Annotated in this window: 3 protein-coding genes; all 3 read left to right on the forward strand. The window is 40.4% G+C overall.

Going from position 1 to position 18,421, the window contains the following annotated elements; genetic code table 11:
- Positions 1-158 precede the first annotated feature (158 nt).
- Entirely contained in the window at positions 159-6,107 is a 5,949-nt protein-coding gene (locus GTQ43_RS06290; protein ID WP_265271610.1) for an ATP-binding sensor histidine kinase, read from the forward strand.
- A gap of 352 nt (positions 6,108-6,459) precedes the next feature.
- Complete coding sequence (locus tag GTQ43_RS06295) at positions 6,460-11,985, forward strand: ATP-binding sensor histidine kinase (RefSeq protein WP_265271612.1); 5,526 nt, start codon at positions 6,460-6,462, stop codon at positions 11,983-11,985.
- Positions 11,986-12,058: 73 nt separating this feature from the next.
- Complete coding sequence (locus tag GTQ43_RS06300) at positions 12,059-18,361, forward strand: AAA family ATPase (RefSeq protein ID WP_265271614.1); 6,303 nt, start codon at positions 12,059-12,061, stop codon at positions 18,359-18,361.
- The last annotated feature ends 60 nt before the right edge of the window (positions 18,362-18,421 follow it).

Below are 18,421 nucleotides of genomic sequence, written 5' to 3' on the forward strand. Positions count from 1 at the left end.
AGGGGCAGGGGGACAAGGGAGACAAGGGAGAATTATTTAACAAGTTTCTTTCCCAATGCCCAATAAACTATAGTTGTTTTTGATACTGGTGCAAGATATAAATTAAGTAAGATGTTGTCTGTGGAATTCTAGGTTAGACAAGGAATTCTGGTAAAAATATGAGCGCAAAAGTTGATGGAACTGTAACGATCGCTGGCTACGAAATTATAGAGCAATTATATTCAGGTTCTCGCACCCAAGTGTATCGGGCAACAAGACAATGCGATCGCCAGGCAGTCGTCATCAAGCTCTTAAAACGAGAATATCCCAGTTTTAGCGAATTAATCCAGTTTCGTAATCAGTATGCGATCGCTAAAAACCTAGATATTCCCAGCATCATCAAACCCTACAGCTTAGAACCCTATGGCAACGCCTATGCCCTAGTGCTAGAAGATTTTGGTGGCATTTCCTTACGAGAATTTACCCAAAGACGACCACTAACTTTAGAGCAATTTCTTCCCATTGCACTACAACTAATAGACACACTACACCAGTTGCATCAACAGCGCGTCATTCACAAAGACATCAAGCCAGCCAACATCCTGATTCATCCTGAAACCGGAGAAATTAAGCTAATTGACTTCAGTATTGCCTCACTTCTACCACGAGAAACCCAGGAAATTCAAAGTCTTAAAGGACTGGAGGGAACACTGGCCTATCTGTCGCCAGAACAAACTGGACGGATGAACCGAGGGATTGACTACCGCAGCGATTTCTATTCATTAGGTGTAACTTTCTTTGAACTACTGAGCGGACAACTGCCTTTTGCATCTCCCGATCCGATGGAGTTGGTGTACTGCCATATCGCTAAACAGCCTAATTCTGTCTGTAATCTCAACTCGCAAATCCCCTTGATGTTGGGGGAAATTATTCGGAAATTGATGGCGAAGAACGCCGAAAATCGCTATCAAAGTGCGATGGGACTCAAATATGACTTAGTGACTTGTATAGAACAATGGCAAGCAATCAGTAAACATACTTGGTTTGATTTAGGACAGCGCGATATCAGCGATCGCTTTCTCATCCCGGAAAAACTCTACGGTAGAGAACAGGAAGTAGAAACACTGCTAGAGGCATTCGGACGGGTTGCTAATGGTGCATCAGAATTAATGCTGGTGGCTGGCTTCTCCGGCATTGGTAAAACTGCCGTGGTAAATGAAGTACATAAGCCCATTGTCCGGTGGAACGGCTACTTTATCAAAGGGAAGTATGACCAGTTCAATCGCAATATTCCTCTGTCTGCCTTTGTGCAAGCTTTCCGCGACTTGATGGGACAGTTACTCACCGAAAGCGATACCCAATTAGAGCAGTGGCGAAACAAAATTCTGTCTGCAATATCTGAAAGTGGACAGGTGATAATTGAAGTAATTCCAGAATTAGAAGAGATTATTGGGAAGCAAGCATTAGTACCAGAACTATCGGGCAGTGCTGCACAGAATCGGTTTAATCTGTTATTTGTAAAATTTATTCAGGTATTCACCACACCAGAGCATCCCTTGGTGGTGTTCCTCGATGATTTGCAGTGGGCAGATTCAGCATCCCTCAATTTAATGAAGCTGTTGATGGGTGAAACCTTGAAGGGCTATCTGTTCATAATTGGCGCATACCGCAATAACGAAGTGTTTGCGGCTCATCCGTTAATGCTGACTCTGGAAGAGATTGAGAAGGTGGCGACGGTTAACACTTTAACCCTAACGAGCTTGAGTCAATCTGATGTGAACCATTTAATTGCAGATACATTGAGTTGTTCAACAGAAGTTATCCTGCCGTTAACTGAGCTAGTTTATCAAAAAGCCAAAGGCAATCCGTTTTTTACAACCCAGTTTCTCAAGGCATTACATGAGGAAGGACAAATTACCTTTGATTGGGATAAAGGTTTCTGGCAGTTTGATGTGGCACTTATGCCCATACGCACAGCAACTTGTCTTCAGACATCGCTGGGACTAACGGATGATGTCGTTGAGTTTATGGCAATTCAACTGCAAAAGTTACCGCCCAAAACTCAGGAAATTCTGAAATTGGCGGCGTGTATCGGTAATCAGTTTGATTTAAGTACGTTGGCGATCGCTTCTGAACAGTCTCAAACCCAAACAGCAGTGGTTTTGTGGAAGGCGTTGCAAGAAGGATTAATTCTGCCACACAGTAATATTTATAATATTTATGATATTTATCAAGAGTCAGAGGAATCTGTTACTGCTTCCGATTCTTGGATTCTAGATTCTGGCTCCTGTATTTATAAATTTTTGCACGATCGCGTCCAACAAGCAGCATATTTTCTGATCCCAGAGGAGCAAAAACAGGCAACTCATCTAAAAATTGGCCAATTACTCCTGAGTAACACCCCCCAAAGTAACTGGGAAGAACGTATTTTTGAAATTGTCAGTCAGCTTAACGTTGCGGCTGAATTGATCGCCCAACCAGCAGAACGTCAAGCATTGGCGCAATTTAACCTGATGGCAAGCCGCAAGGCTAAAACAGCGATCGCCTACACTGCTGCCTGTAAATATGCCAAGGTGGGTATTGGGTTACTCGCCCAAAACAGTTGGCAACATCAGTATGAGTTGACCCTAGCACTCCATCAAGTTGCCACAGAAGCCGCCTATTTAAGCGGTGATTTAGATCGGATGGTAGATTTTGCCCGTCTTGTCTTAAAGCACGCCAAAACCCCATTAGATCAAATCAGCGTTTATGAGGTGAAGATTGAGGCATTTACTACCCAAGGTCAGTTTGCCCAAGCGATCGCAGCAGCACTTGCCATCTTAAAACAATTGGGAGTGGAATTGCCCACAGCGCCTACCCAGTCAGACGTGGCAGAGGCCTTTCGTAGCGTCTCAGATGTGATTGGAGAACGCTTACCTGGCGAATTACTCAACCTCAGCGAAGCAGTGGATGCAAACATCCTGGCGGCGGCTCGAATTTTGACATCGGTAGCACCCTGTGCCTATTTGTATCGGCCAGTGCTGTATTTACTCGTGGTCTTAAAAAAGGTTTATCTGTCCGTCGTGTATGGTAATGAATCAACCTCGACCTTTAGCTATGCCTCTTATGGAATATTGATGTGTGGTGGATTCGGAAAGGTTGAATTAGGTTATGAATTCGGTCAGTTAGCCCTCGACTTGCGATCGCGTTATCAAAATTCTGAATTGAAGGGGAAAACTTTATTATTAGTCTATGTATACACAAGGCATTGGAAAATACACCTGCGTGAGCTATTAAACCCCTTACAGATTGCCTATTCTAGTTGCTTAGATGTGGGAGATTTGGCTTTCGCGGGTTACTCTGCGTATAACTACGGTTTTTATTCCTATTTTGCTGGACAGAACTTAACGCAACTAGAGTCGGAAGTTGCCGGATATTGTGAATCGCTCAAGCATCTCAAGCAAAATTTAGCATTAACCTATTGCCAGTTAAATCGACAAATTCTGCTGAATTTAATCGGGGATGGGGATGATGTTGTGGTGTTGAGCGGTGCAGCTTACAATGAACAGCATCAACTTTCATTATCTGAAACAGCTGGCGATCGCACCGGATTAGCATTGCTGTGGATTAACAAACTGGTTGTATCTTATCTGTTTTCAGAGTTTGAACAAGCTGTAGAACAGGCTAGGCAAGCAAGACAATATCTAGATTCTATCCTTGCTTTTTTATATGTACCCGTCTTTCATTTCTATGAGTCTTTAGCCCAGCTAGGATGGTTCGGGCAACTCTCAGCCCCAGAACAGCAGCACGTATTGAAATGTATCGCTACTAACCAAGAAAAACTCAACTACTGGGCAGCCCATGCACCGATGAATTTTCGCCACAAATTTGATTTGGTGGAAGCCGAAAAGTATCGAGTCTTGGGCAATCGAGCCGAAGCAATAGAATATTACGATCGCGCCATCCAAGGAGCCAAAGAACAAGGCTACATCCAAGAAGAAGCACTTGCTAATGAACTAGCTGCCAAATTTTACCTCCACTGGGGCAAAGAGCAGATTGCTCAGTCATATATGACCCAAGCTTACTATAACTATGCTCGTTGGGGTGCTAAAGCCAAAGTCGCCAACCTAGAAAAACACTATCCCCAGTTACTCGCCCACATCCTCAAGTCAACCCATTCTCACCTCTCCACTAACGAAACTATTTTCGCCTTGGGGGGTGTAATCTCCAACAGTTCTACAAATTCCAGTAGTAGCAGCGTTTCTGCTGCTCTAGATTTAGCTGCTATTCTCAAAGCTTCTCAAACCCTTTCCGCTGAAATCGAACTCGAAAAACTGCTCTCGACATTGCTGCATATCGTCATTGAAAATGCCGGAGCCGATAAATGTGTGTTCATGTTTTTGGAGTCAGGTCGTTTACTAATTCAGGCTTTAGCACAGCTTTCCCTTAGCCCTATAGAGAACGAGGAAATTGCCAGAGTTGATTTTTATCCAATGTTGCTCAACCCGCAGTCTCTTGAAGACTCTGTTGATGTGCCAGTTGGCTTAATTAATATCGTCAAACGCAGCTTAAAACCAGTAGTAATTATTGATGGCAGGGTGCATCCGCAATTCATCAACGATCCCTACATTCAGCAACAACAACCCAAAAGCATCTTATGCAGCCCGATTTTGTATCAAGGTAAGTTGTTAGGTATTTTATATCTGGAAAATAACCTAGCAACCGGAGCATTTACAAGCGATCGCGTCGAACTACTAAACTTGCTTTGCGCTCAAGTTGCCATCTCTTTAGAAAACGCCCGACTCTATGCCCAAGAACAGGAAAAATCCCAATCATTACAAACATCACTAGCACAATTAAAGCAAACCCAAGCATCTCTAGCCAAGGAACGAGAGTTTTTAAATGCCATTATTCATAACATTACAGATGGGATTGTTGTTTGTGATGCTAATGGCAAATTGATCCTATTCAACAAAGCAACTCGTGAGTTTCATGGCTTACCAGTAGAATCATTAGCAGCAGAAGAATGGGCAGAACACTTCGATCTCTATCAATCTGATGGTCAAACACCCCTGTCAACAACAGAAATTCCTTTGTTTCGCGCCTTGCAAGGGGAAATAGTCAAAAATGCCGAAATGGTCATTGCACCGAAGTATGGTTCTAAGAGAATTTTGTTAGCTAGCGGACAAGCAATCTTCGATCCTTGGGGTAACAAAGCTGGTGCGGTAGTTGTCATGCGAGATATTAGCGATGCCTATCGACAGGCTATGCAACGCAAACAATCAGAACTTGATTTACAGCAAGCGCTAACTGATTTACAAAACGCCCAATTACAAATAATTAAAAGTGAAAAAATGTCAGCACTGGGTAATTTAGTTGCTGGTGTGGCTCATGAAATGAATAATCCCCTTGGTTTTATTGCCGCCAGTCTTCAACAACTGAAACCCATCATTACTAATATTGTTGAATATCTCAAACTATATCAAGCAAGTTTACCCAATAAAAATGATAAAATTATAGGCCGTTCAGAAATCGACTTAGAGTACAGCTTAGAAGATTTACCTAATCTAATTGATTCCATGACTATAGCGTGCGACAGACTCAAAAATATCAGCACCAGTTTAAGAACTTTCTCCCGTGCCGACAAAGATTATAAAGTGCCATATAATATTCATCAAGGCATTGGTAGCACAATTTTAATTTTGAAACACCGTCTCAAAGCAAATGAAAAACGTCCAGCGATTGAAGTAGTTACAAACTACGGTAAATTACCTGAAATAGAATGTTTTCCTGGTCAACTAAATCAGGCATTTATGAATATTTTAGCCAATGCAATTGATGCCTTAGATGAGTCAAATGCTGGGATAGGTATATTAGAAAAAAAAGTAAATCCTAGCAAAATTACAATTACAACCTCAATCAGTAATAATTATATCAAAGTTGCTATTGCTGACAATGGTCATGGAATGAGCGAATTAGTTAAACAAAAAATATTTGATCGTTTTTTTACTACTAAATTTGTGGGCAAAGGTACAGGATTAGGACTAGCGATCGCTCGAAAAATCATTGAAGAAACCCACAATGGCAAATTGAGTTGTAACTCAATTATAGGCAAGGGAACAGAATTTATTATTGAACTTCCGGTGTAAAATTTTGCAGTCGTTTATCAACAACTCAATAGATCGCAATCCTCAATAATTCTTAAACTTCTTTCCTTCTTCTCTGGGCGGCTTCTCTGCGAGACGCTATGCGTTGGCGGTTCGATAATTCTCACAAATTCTAAGAATTATAGGACTGACGCAAAAGGACGCGCTGTAGGGGCAATTCATGAATTGCCCCTACCATAGAATCAGGGTTTTAGATATTGTTTGCGTAAGTCCTAAATTAAAAGTTAGAGATTCCCGACTTCATCAAAATTGTCAGTAATCTTGTCTCTCATGGCTGATTTATGATTGCTATATCTGGGAACACTAAATCTGAAAGTCTTCAGAATTTAGCTATATGGTAAGCACTCTAGCCAGTATTCCCGGATATCAAATAAGCGAACAACTCTACAATGGTTCTAGAACCCTAGTTTATCGGGGTTATCAGGAGACTGACCACAAACCTGTAGTAATTAAACTGCTGAAAAATCCTTATCCGGGTTTGGGCGAATTGGTACAGTTTCGCAATCAGTATACCATTGCCAAAAATCTCAACTCACCCCTAATTATCGCCACCTATAGCCTAGAACCCTACCAAAATGGCTATGCGCTGGTGATGGAAGACTTTGGGGGGATTTCTTTAAAAGATTATTTCACCCGTGTAGAGACATTGCATACAACGTCTCTAGAGGAGTTTTTAGAAATAGCGATCGCACTCTGCAATACCTTAGATATACTCTATCGCGAGCGGATTATTCATAAGGATATTAAACCCAGCAATATTTTAATTAATCCTGAAACCAAACAAGTTAAATTAATTGACTTTAGTATTGCATCTTTATTGCCACGAGAAACCCAAACCATCATCAGTCCCAACATTTTAGAGGGAACACTCGCTTATATTTCTCCAGAACAAACTGGCAGAATGAATCGCGGCATTGACTACCGGACTGACTTCTATTCTCTGGGTATAACTTTCTACGAACTACTGACAGGTGAAGTACCATTTTTATCAAATGATGCGATGGAATTGGTGCATTGTCATATTGCCAAGCCAGCGCCTTTACTACATACAATTAATCCCCAAATCCCATCTGTACTATCAGAAATTGTCAAAAAACTGATGGCAAAAAATGCTGAAGATCGCTATCAAAATGCATTAGGATTAAAATTTGATTTAGAGAATTGTTTGACTCAGTTACAAGAAACTGGTGTGATTGGTGATTTTGAGATTGCACGAAGGGATGTGTGCGATCGCTTCATCATCCCCGATAGATTATATGGACGAGAAACCGAAGTAGAAACGCTACTTCAAGCATTTGAAAGAGTCAGCCTTGGTGCAACAGAAATGATGCTGGTTGCGGGGTTTTCCGGTATTGGTAAAACTGCTATTGTCAACGAAGTTCATAAACCCATTGTTAGACAACGCGGTTATTTTATCAAAGGGAAATTTGACCAATTTCAACGGAATATTCCCTTTAGTGCATTTGTGCAAGCATTTCGGGATTTAATGGAGCAATTATTAACAGAAAGTGATGCCCAAATTCAGCAATGGAAAACAAATATTTTAGAAGCTGTTGGGGAAAATGGACAGATAATTATTGAAGTCATCCCCGAATTAGAAATAATTATTGGTCAACAAACACCAGCGCCAGAATTATCAGGAATAGCTGCCCAAAATAGATTTAATTTATTATTCCAAAAATTTACCCAAGTCTTTACAAGTGCTGAACATCCATTAGTGATATTTTTAGATGATTTGCAATGGGCAGATTCAGCCTCACTGAAGTTAATAGAGTTATTAATGGCTGATACCGGTCATCTTTTCTTAATTGGCGCATATCGTGATAATGAAACGGCACTTGCTTCTCCTGTCGGAGATGCTACGCGAACAAGCCGGGAAACCCGTCCAACGCAGTGCCTCGTCAATCCAGCACACCCGTTAATGTTGACCTTGAGCGAAATTGTCAAAACCCAAGCAAAGATTAATACAATCACTTTAACTCCCCTCAGTCAAAATCAAGTGAATCAGTTAGTTGCTGATACACTTAAATGTTCAGAAACTTTGGCATTATCTCTTTCTGAATTAGTGTATCAAAAAACTCAAGGTAATCCATTTTTTGCTACCCAGTTCCTCAAAACATTGCATCAAGATAGGCTGATTCAATTTAACTTTGACTCAAGCTGTTGGGAATGTGACATAACACAAGTAAGTCAGCAAGCGCTTACAGATGATGTAGTTGAATTTATGGCATTGCAGTTAGAAAAACTACCATTATCTACACAGAATGTTCTGAAGTTAGCAGCTTGTATTGGCAATCAGTTTGATTTAGCTACTTTGGCAATTGTTTTAGAAAAATCAGAGATAGAAACGGCTGACTATTTATGGAAAGCGTTGCAAGAAGGATTAATTTTACCGATTACTGATGTTTATAAATTTTATTATGATTCACTGCGGCAAGGTGAAGCGCATATCTCATTAGAAAATAGCGAACAAATGACAGTTACTTATAGGTTTTTACATGATCGAGTCCAACAAGCTGCCTATACACTGATTCCTGACGACAAAAAAACAGCAACTCATTTAAAAATCGGACAGTTACTCCTAGAAAATTTCTCCGAGATGAATCAAGAGGAAAAACTGTTTGATATTATCCTTCACTTAAATCTAGGACAAGCCTTAATTACTCAAGTGAGCGATCGCCAAGCATTAGCTCAACTTAACTTAAAAGCTGGAATCAAGGCAAGAAATTCTACAGCTTACGCCGCAGCAAGGGTATATGTGCAAACGGGGATTGAGTTACTCACAGCCAACTGTTGGCAAAGTCAGTATGAATTAACCCTCAATCTCTATATTGCTGCTGCCGAAGTTGCCTATTTAAATGCTGACTTTGAAAGTATGGAACATCTTGCTGGATTGGTGTTGCAATCGGCGCAGACAATTTTAGACAAAATCAAAATTTACGAAATTCAAATCGCTGCCCAGACAGCCCAGAGTCGAATGTTAGAAGCGATCGCAGTGGGTAGAGAGGCGTTACGGCAATTGGGGGTTGAATTACCCAACGAACCTGACGAAGCCAGTATTGGCAAAGCAATACAAACCCTTGTCAGTCAACTCCAGGGTAGAAGAATTGAAGAATTGAGCGAACTGCCCATAATGACAGGTAGCACAACTCAGGCAGCTATGCAACTGTTAGCAATCTTATTACCAGCTATTCTCCAGGGAATGCCGGCTTTATTGCCGCTGTCGAGTGCGACGATGGTAAGTTTATCACTCCAGTTTGGGAATACAGCAGCATCAACTGCGGGGTATGCGAGTTACGGTATGGTGGTGTGTGCCTTTTTCGGAGAAATCGAAACAGGTTATGCTTTTGGAAAATTGGCGCTTTCCTTGCTAGAACGGTTTAATGCCCGCAAATTCCAGTCGATGATTATGGTTTTGTTTGGGTGCTTTATTCAGCACCGTCAGGCAGCTATCAAGGCAGCCATCCTAACACTTAAAAGTGGCTATACTGCCGGTATTGAAACTGGTGATTTTCTCTACGCTGGCTACAACATAGCCAGTTACTTCGATCTCAAATTATTCATGGGGGTAGAACTGGATAATTGTCAATCAGAAATGGCAGATTATCGGGCTGCTTTGGGACAGATGAAACAATCTTCTGCTCAGGTTTATTTGGATATCAAACAGGAAGTGATCCAGAATTTTAAAGAACCAGTGACTCAGCCAGATTGCTTGATTGGCACTGCTTACGATGAAACGGTGATGATTCCCAAACACTATGAGGATAATGAACTGACTGCGATCGCTCAAGTTTATATCTACAAACTACTACTAGCCTACAACTTTGGCAATTACACCGCTGCCCTAGGCCATATCTCCCAAGCCAAACAGTGTTTAATGGCAGTATCGGGAATGCTTTGTGTTCCCTTTTTTCATTTCTATGCAGTCCTGACACACTGGGCGATTTTCTCCACTCAGTCAGAACAGAAGCAAGCTGAAATTATCACCCAAATAGAAACCCATCAAAACACTCTCCAGCAATGGGCACAGCACGCGCCCATGAATTATTTGCATAAGTGGCAATTGCTTGAGGCAGAACGGCATCGGGTTTTAGGTAATAAACTAGATGCCATTGAAATGTACGATCGCGCCATTCAACTGGCTCAAGAAAATGGCTACATCCACGAAGAAGCACTAGGCAATGAGCTAGCAGCTAAATTCTATCTTGATTGGGGTAAAAAACAATTTGCTCAAATTTATCTGACAAATGCTTACTACGGTTATGCTCGTTGGGGAGCAAAAGCTAAAGTTGCAGACTTAGAACAACGCTATCCCGAATTATTAGCAACCATACTCCAGCAGCCACAAATCGGCCTCAATCTAGATAATACTATCATAAATTTAGCTGCTAAAAATGTCTTATCTAATAGTATAAGTATTTCCAGCAACTTAGATTTAGTTACTGTTTTTAAAGCTTCCCAAGCACTATCGGGTGAAATTAAACTAGAGCAATTATTATCGAGTTTGATGCAAGTAGTTATCGAAAATGCCGGTGCAGATAAATGCGCTTTGATATTATCTAAAAATCATAATTTAACTATAGAAGCAACTGCCATTTTAAAAACAACTAGCACAGAAATTCACACCACTTTACAACAATCTATACCTGTAGAATTAAGCCAAGATATTCCAGTGAGTGTAATTAACTATGTTTCTCGTACCAGTCAAACCTTACTTATTGATAATCCAATCGTTAAAACTTCCCTAACATCTGACCCTTATTTTCAACAGCAGCAACCCCAGAGTCTTTTGTGTACACCCATCATCAACCAAGGAAAATTAATTGGTATTCTTTATTTAGAAAATAACCTGACCGCAGGGGCGTTTAGCAGCGATCGCTTACAAGTTCTCAATCTCCTCACGACTCAAGCCGCAATTTCTTTAGAAAATGCCCAACTTTATCGCCAATCAGAAGATTATTCCCATATTCTGGAGCAAAAAGTCAAAGAACGCACCCAAGAACTAAACCATTATTGCACTCAATTAGAATCAACACTAGAAGAACTTTACTCTACTCAGGCGCAACTAATTCAATCTGAAAAAATGTCTGGATTGGGACAGCTAGTTGCTGGAATTGCTCATGAGATTAATAATCCCATTAATTTTATCTATGGTAATTTAGAACCAGCAAGTGCATACGTTGCATCCTTAATTGAATTAAATAATTTATACCAGCGATTATATCCAGAACCATTACCAGAGATTACAGAAAAAATCGCTGATATGGAATTAGAGTTTATATTGAATGATTTACCAAAACTGCTGTCATCAATGAAGTCTGGAGCAGATCGCATCCGTCAAATTGTGCTGTCACTGCGGAATTTTTCTCGCTTGGATGAAGCAGAAATCAAACCAGTAGATATTCATTCTGGTATTGATAGCACTCTTTTAATTTTGCAGCACCGACTGAACAATAATAGCAATTATCCAGAGATTAAAGTCATTCAAGAATATGGTCAACTACCTTTAGTTAATTGTTATGCTTCTGCGCTGAATCAGGTGTTTATGAATATTATCAATAATGCTATTGATGCCTTAGAAGAATTAGATGTCAATCGTCAACCTATAATTGTGATTCGGACTGAATTCCTCAAGCCCCAAAAAGTACTGATTTGCATTGCAGATAACGGTGTAGGCATAAGTGAATCAGTAAAAAATAAGATATTTAATCCATTTTTTACTACGAAGCCTATTGGTAGGGCTACAGGTTTGGGTTTGTCAACTAGCTACTCGATTGTAGTCGAAAAACATGGGGGACGTTTAAGCTGTATTTCTACACTTGGAGAAGGGACAGAATTTATCATTGAAATTCCGGTATGATTTTTGCTGTTATTGTTTAACAACTTCACCCGTATGGGAATACTAAATCTGAAACTCTTCAAGATTTAGCAATATGGTTAACCCTCTTGTCAGTATTCCCGGATATCGCATCAGTGAAGAACTCTACAATGGTTCTAGAACCCTAGTTTATCGAGGGTATCGAGATAATGACTCATTACCTGTAGTCATTAAACTGTTGAAAAATCCTTATCCTGGTTTGGGCGAATTGGTGCAGTTTCGCAATCAGTACACAATTGCTAAAAATCTTAATTCGCCCCTAATCATCGCGACTTACAGCCTAGAACCGTACCAAAATGGCTATGCGCTGGTGATGGAGGATTTTGGTGGGATTTCTTTAAAAGATTATTTCACCCGTGTAGAGACGTTACATACAACGTCTCTAGAAGAGTTTTTAGAAATAGCGATCGCACTCTGCAATGCCTTAGATATACTCTACCGAGAGCGGATTATTCATAAGGACATCAAACCAAGCAATATTTTAATTAATCCTGAAACCAAAGAAGTTAAATTAATTGACTTTAGTATTGCATCTCTACTACCACGAGAAACGCAAAGCATCCTCAGCCCCAATATTTTAGAAGGAACAATCGCTTATATTTCTCCAGAACAAACTGGCAGAATGAATCGCGGAATTGACTATCGGACTGATTTTTATTCTTTAGGTGTAACCTTCTACGAATTACTCACTGGAGTTTTACCATTTCTCTCAAATGATGCGATGGAATTGGTACATTATCATATTGCTAAATCAGCGCCTTTGGTTCATGCAATTAACCCAAAAGTTCCATCTATACTCTCAGAAATCGTCAGTAAATTAATGGCGAAAAATGCAGAAGATAGATATCAGAGTGCATTAGGACTGAAATTTGATTTAGAAAATTGTTTACATCAGCTACAAGTTTCTGGTACGATAAATGACTTTGAGATTGCGCGAAGGGATGTGTGCGATCGCTTCATCATCCCTGATAAACTCTATGGACGAGAAACCGAAGTATCAACCCTACTTCAAGCATTTGAAAGAGTCAGCCTTGGTGCAACAGAAATGATGCTGGTTGCGGGGTTTTCCGGTATTGGTAAAACTGCGGTTGTCAACGAAGTTCATAAACCGATTGTTAGACAACGTGGTTATTTTATTAAAGGGAAATATGACCAATTTAATCGCAATATTCCCTTTAGTGCATTTGTACAAGCATTTCGGGATTTAATGGAGCAATTATTAACTCTAAGCGATCCTGAAATTAAAAAATGGAAAAGTAAAATATTGTCGGCTGTCGGTGAAAACGGACAGATAATTATTGAAGTCATCCCCGAATTAGAAATAATTATTGGTCAACAATCACCAGTACCAGAATTATCAGGAAGTGCTGCCCAAAATAGATTTAATTCATTGTTCCAAAAGTTTACACAAGTCTTTACCAGTGCTGAACATCCCTTAGTGATGTTTTTAGATGATTTGCAATGGGCAGATTCGGCATCGCTGAAGTTAATGCAGTTATTAATGACTGATACAAGTCATCTTTTCCTAATTGGTGCATATCGTGATAACGAAGTCAATTCGGGACATCCATTTATATTGACCTTGGGTGAAATTGCTAAAACACAAGCAACGATTAATACAATTACTTTAGCACCATTGAGTCAAACAAAAGTGAATCAGTTAGTTGCTGACACACTTAAATGTCCAGAAGATTTAGCATGGTCTCTTTCTCAATTAATATATCAAAAAACTCAAGGTAATCCGTTTTTTGCCACACAGTTTCTCAAAGCACTATACGAAGATAAGCTGATTCAATTCACTCCCCCAACTCCCCCCTTGGTAAGGGGGGGGTGGCAATATAACATTGCCCAAGTGAATCAGCAAGCAGTTACAGATGATATTGTAGTCTTCATGGCAAAACAATTGCAAAGACTGCCATCATCATCTCAAAAGGTGTTGCAATTAGCAGCTTGTATTGGCAATCAATTTGATTTAGCAACTTTAGCCATTATTTCAGAACAATCAGAAATCGATACATCTGCTGATTTGTGGAAAGCTTTACAATCAGGGCTAGTTTTACCAATTAGCGATACTTATAAGTTCTATCAACAAGAGTCATTTGTTAATAGTCAAGATGAACAAAAACAAATGCTCAGTGACAATGAACAAATAACAGTTTCTTATAAATTTTTACACGATAGAGTCCAGCAAGCTGCTTATTCCCTGATTCCCGATGAACAAAAAACAGTAACTCATCTCAAAATTGGACAATTACTGCTACAAAATTTATCCCAAATAGAGCTTGATGAAAAACTGTTTGATATTGCCATGCATTTGAATTTAGGACAAGAGTTCATTACTCAAGTGAGCGAACGAGAAGTACTTGCTCAACTGAACTTTAAAGCTGGAGTTAAAGCCAGAAATTCTACAGCCTACGCAGCAGCAAGGGTTTATTTGCAAACGGGGATAAAGTTATTACAGACAAATTGTTGGCAAAATCAGTATGAATTGACTCTAAATCTGTATGCTACGGCTGCCGAAGTTGCTTCTTTGAATGGTGATTTTGATGGCATGGAACAGCTAGCTACAATAATTTTGCAAAAAGCCCAGACGATTTTAGACAAAGTGAAAATCTATGAAATTAAGATTGCTGCCCAGACAGCCCAGAGTCAGACGTTGGAAGCTATTGCCATAGCGAGAGATGTACTAGGACAATTAGGAGTTGAATTCCCCACCGAAGTTGATGAAGCCAAGATTGACAAAGCCTTACAAGCCGTTGCTAGCCAGCTTCAGGGCAGACAGATTGCGGAACTGCTTGATTTGCCAGTTATGAGCGATCGCACAGCCCAAGCCGCGATGCAACTGTTAGGAACATTGTTTGCACCAGTTTTATTAGGAATACCAGGTTTAATGCCCTTCCTGAGCGCGACGATGGTGAATTTATCGCTTCAGTTTGGCAATGCACCGGCATCAACAGTGGGGTATGTGATTCACGGGATGGTGCTGTGTACCTTTTTGGGAGAAGTTGAAAATGGCTACAATTTTGGTAAATTAGCGCTCTCCTTACTAGAGCGGTTCAATACACCCGAACTTAAGTCCGTAACTCTACATCTATTTGGAGCTTACATTCAGCATCAACAAGAACCATTGAGGGCAACGAGACTGACACTGAAAGATGGCTATACGGCTGGTATGGACACTGGTGATTTTATCTACGGTGGCTATAACTTATCATGTGATAGCCATGCCAGCTTTTTTGCTGGGGTGGAACTGGATACTTGCGAACCTGAACGAGCAGCTTATAGCGTCACTTTGGCTCAGATGAAACAATTTTCTGCTCTGGTTTATTTCGGCATAACGTGGCAAACAGTTAAGAATTTGAGGGAAACTGTAAGTCAACCAGATTGCTTAATTGGTGAGTCCTACGATGAAACGGTGATGATTCCGAAGCACCATCAGGATCATGAACTCACTGCGATCGCTACTGCTTATATCTATAAACTGCTGCTGGCTTACACTTATGGCAATTATCAGGTTGCGCTTAACTACATTGGTCAAGCCAATCCGTATTTGATGTCAACATCGGGATTAATTTATTTTCCCATTTTCCATTTTTATGCAGCACTGACGCATCTAGCACTCTTCCCCACACAGTCAGAACCAGAGCAAGCTGAAATTCTTACCCAAGTGGAAACCCATCAAACAACTCTCCACCAGTGGGCGAAAAATGCTCCGATGAATCACTTGCATAAATGGTATCTTGTGGAGGCTGAACGGTATCGAGTTTTGGGTGACAAAATCGCAGCCATTGAGTGTTATGACCAAGCCATAACTCTTGCTAATAAACATCAGTTCATCAACGAAGAAGCTCTCGCCAACGAACTAGCCGCCAAATTTTACCTCGGCTGGGGTAAACACCGCATAGCTGGGGAATATATAACAAACGCCTACTACAGCTATGCTCGCTGGGGCGCTAAAGCCAAGGTTGCCGACTTGGAAAGACGCTATCCTCAACTCCTGGCCCCCATATTACAGCAAACCCGTTCTCCCTTCTCTACTAACGAAACTGTCTTTGCTTTGGAGAGTGTCACATCCACCAGTTCCCCCAGTACCAGCAGTAGCGTCTCTATTGCTTTAGATTTAGCTGCCATTCTCAAAGCTTCTCAAACTATCTCTTGCGAAATCGAATTTGAAAAACTGCTTTCATCGTTGCTTTCTATTCTCATCGAAAATGCTGGAGCCGAGAAGTGTGTATTAATGCTAATGGAGTCCGATAATTTACTGATTCAGGCATTGGCGGGGTTGAATCTAGAAAATAATGGAAATACCAAAGTTGATTTTTCTTCAATGTTGCTCAACCCACAACCCGTTAAAGACTCTATTGATGTACCAGTTGGCTTAATTAATAACGTCAAACGCAGCTTAAAACCTGCCGTGATTATTGATGCTAGCGTACATCCACAATTAATTAATGACCCTTATATTCAACAAAAGCAGCCCAAAAGTATCTTGTGTAGTCCGATTTTGCATCAGGGGAAGTTGCTTGGTGTGTTGTATTTGGAGAATAACTTAGCCACTGGAGCCTTTACAAGCGATCGCATTGAACTGCTAAACTTACTCTGCGCTCAAGCTGCCATTTCTTTAGAAAATGCCCGACTTTATCGAAATTCCCAGAACTATGCTCAACAGTTGGAACAATCTCTAGCAAAATTGCAGGATAGTGAAATCCGCTTCCAAAATTTGGCGAATAATATTCCTGGGATGGTGTACCAATTCCGTCTAGCAGCCGACGGTTCAACTTCAACACCCTACGTTAGCTCTGGCTGTTTGGATTTGTATGGTTTAACGCCAGAGTCAGTGATGACAGGGATGTATAGCCTTTATAGTATGCATCATCCTGAAGATGACGCAGCTATTGCAGAAGCAATTGCCTACTCTGCTCAAAATCTGACACCCTTTGAGCAAGAATGGCGGATTATTCTGCCTTCAGGAACCGTGAAATGGGTTCAATCTGCTGCTCGGGCAACACGACAAGCTGATGGCGCAACCCTATGGGACGGGTTTGTGATTGATATTAGCGATCGCAAACAAGTCGAAGCATCTCTAGCCAAAGAACGAGAGTTTTTAAACGCCATCATTCACAATATTACAGATGGAATCGTTGTCTGTGACGCTAGTGGCAAGTTGACTTTATTCAACAACGCAACTTGTGAGTTTCATGGCTTACCAATAAAATCTTTACCCCCAGAACAATGGGCAGAACACTTCAATCTCTATCAATCTGATGGTAAAACCCCCTTATCAACCACAGAAATCCCTTTATTTCGGGCTTTTCAAGGCGAAATAGTCGAAAATGCCGAAATGGTCATTGTGCCGAAATATGGTTCTACGAGAATTTTGTTAGCTAGCGGACAAGCGATCGTTGATTCTTCGGGTAACAAACTCGGTGCAGTGGTTGTAATGCGAGATATTAGCAGCCACAAAAAAGCAGGACTTGCTTTGCAGCAAAAATCACTTGATTTAGAACAAGCTCTCAAAGGACTACAACAAGCGCAATTACAAATGGTGCAAAGTGAAAAAATGTCTGCATTGGGTAACTTGGTTGCTGGTGTAGCTCATGAAATGAATAATCCTCTTGGTTTTATTGCTGCCAGTCTTAAACAAGCTAAACCCAGCATTGCCGATATTGTTGAACACTTAAAACTTTATCAGGTCAGCCAGCCTAATCCCACTGATGAGATTATCGAACATGCAATCGAGATTGACTTAGATTATACCTTAGAAGACTTGCCAAAAATGATTGATTCTATGACGATGGCCTGTGACAGGCTCAAAAATATCAGCACCAGTTTAAGAACTTTCTCTCGTGCCGATCGAGATTATAAAGTGCCATTTAATATCCACCAAGGTATTGATAGCACAATTTTAATTTTAAAACATCGTCTCAAGGCAAATGAACTACGTCCAGCGATTGAAGTGGTAACAAATTATGATGATTTACCTCAATTAGAATGTTTTCCTGGTCAATTAAATCAGGTCTTTATGAACATCCTCGCAAATGCAATTGATGCTTTAGATGAGTCAAATTCTGGACGAAGTTTGATAGAGATTCAAGCCAATCCTAACCGAATTACCATTAAAACTTCAAAAGAAAATAATCTAATTAAAATTGCTATTGCTGATAATGGTAAGGGGATGAGCGAGTCGGTTAAACAAAAGATTTTTGACCATTTATTTACTACGAAATCCGTTGGTAAAGGGACAGGGTTAGGATTGGCGATCGCTCGGCAAATTGTCGAAGAAACTCACGGGGGTAAATTGAGTTGTCATTCGGTTATAAGTGAAGGTACAGAATTTCTCATTGAAATCCCTGTATAATTTCTCTCTTGAATGTTAAACAACTTTAGATATCTGGGAATACTAAATCTGAAAACTTCA

Source organism: Nostoc sp. KVJ3, from assembly GCF_026127265.1.
Lineage (GTDB): Bacteria > Cyanobacteriota > Cyanobacteriia > Cyanobacteriales > Nostocaceae > Nostoc.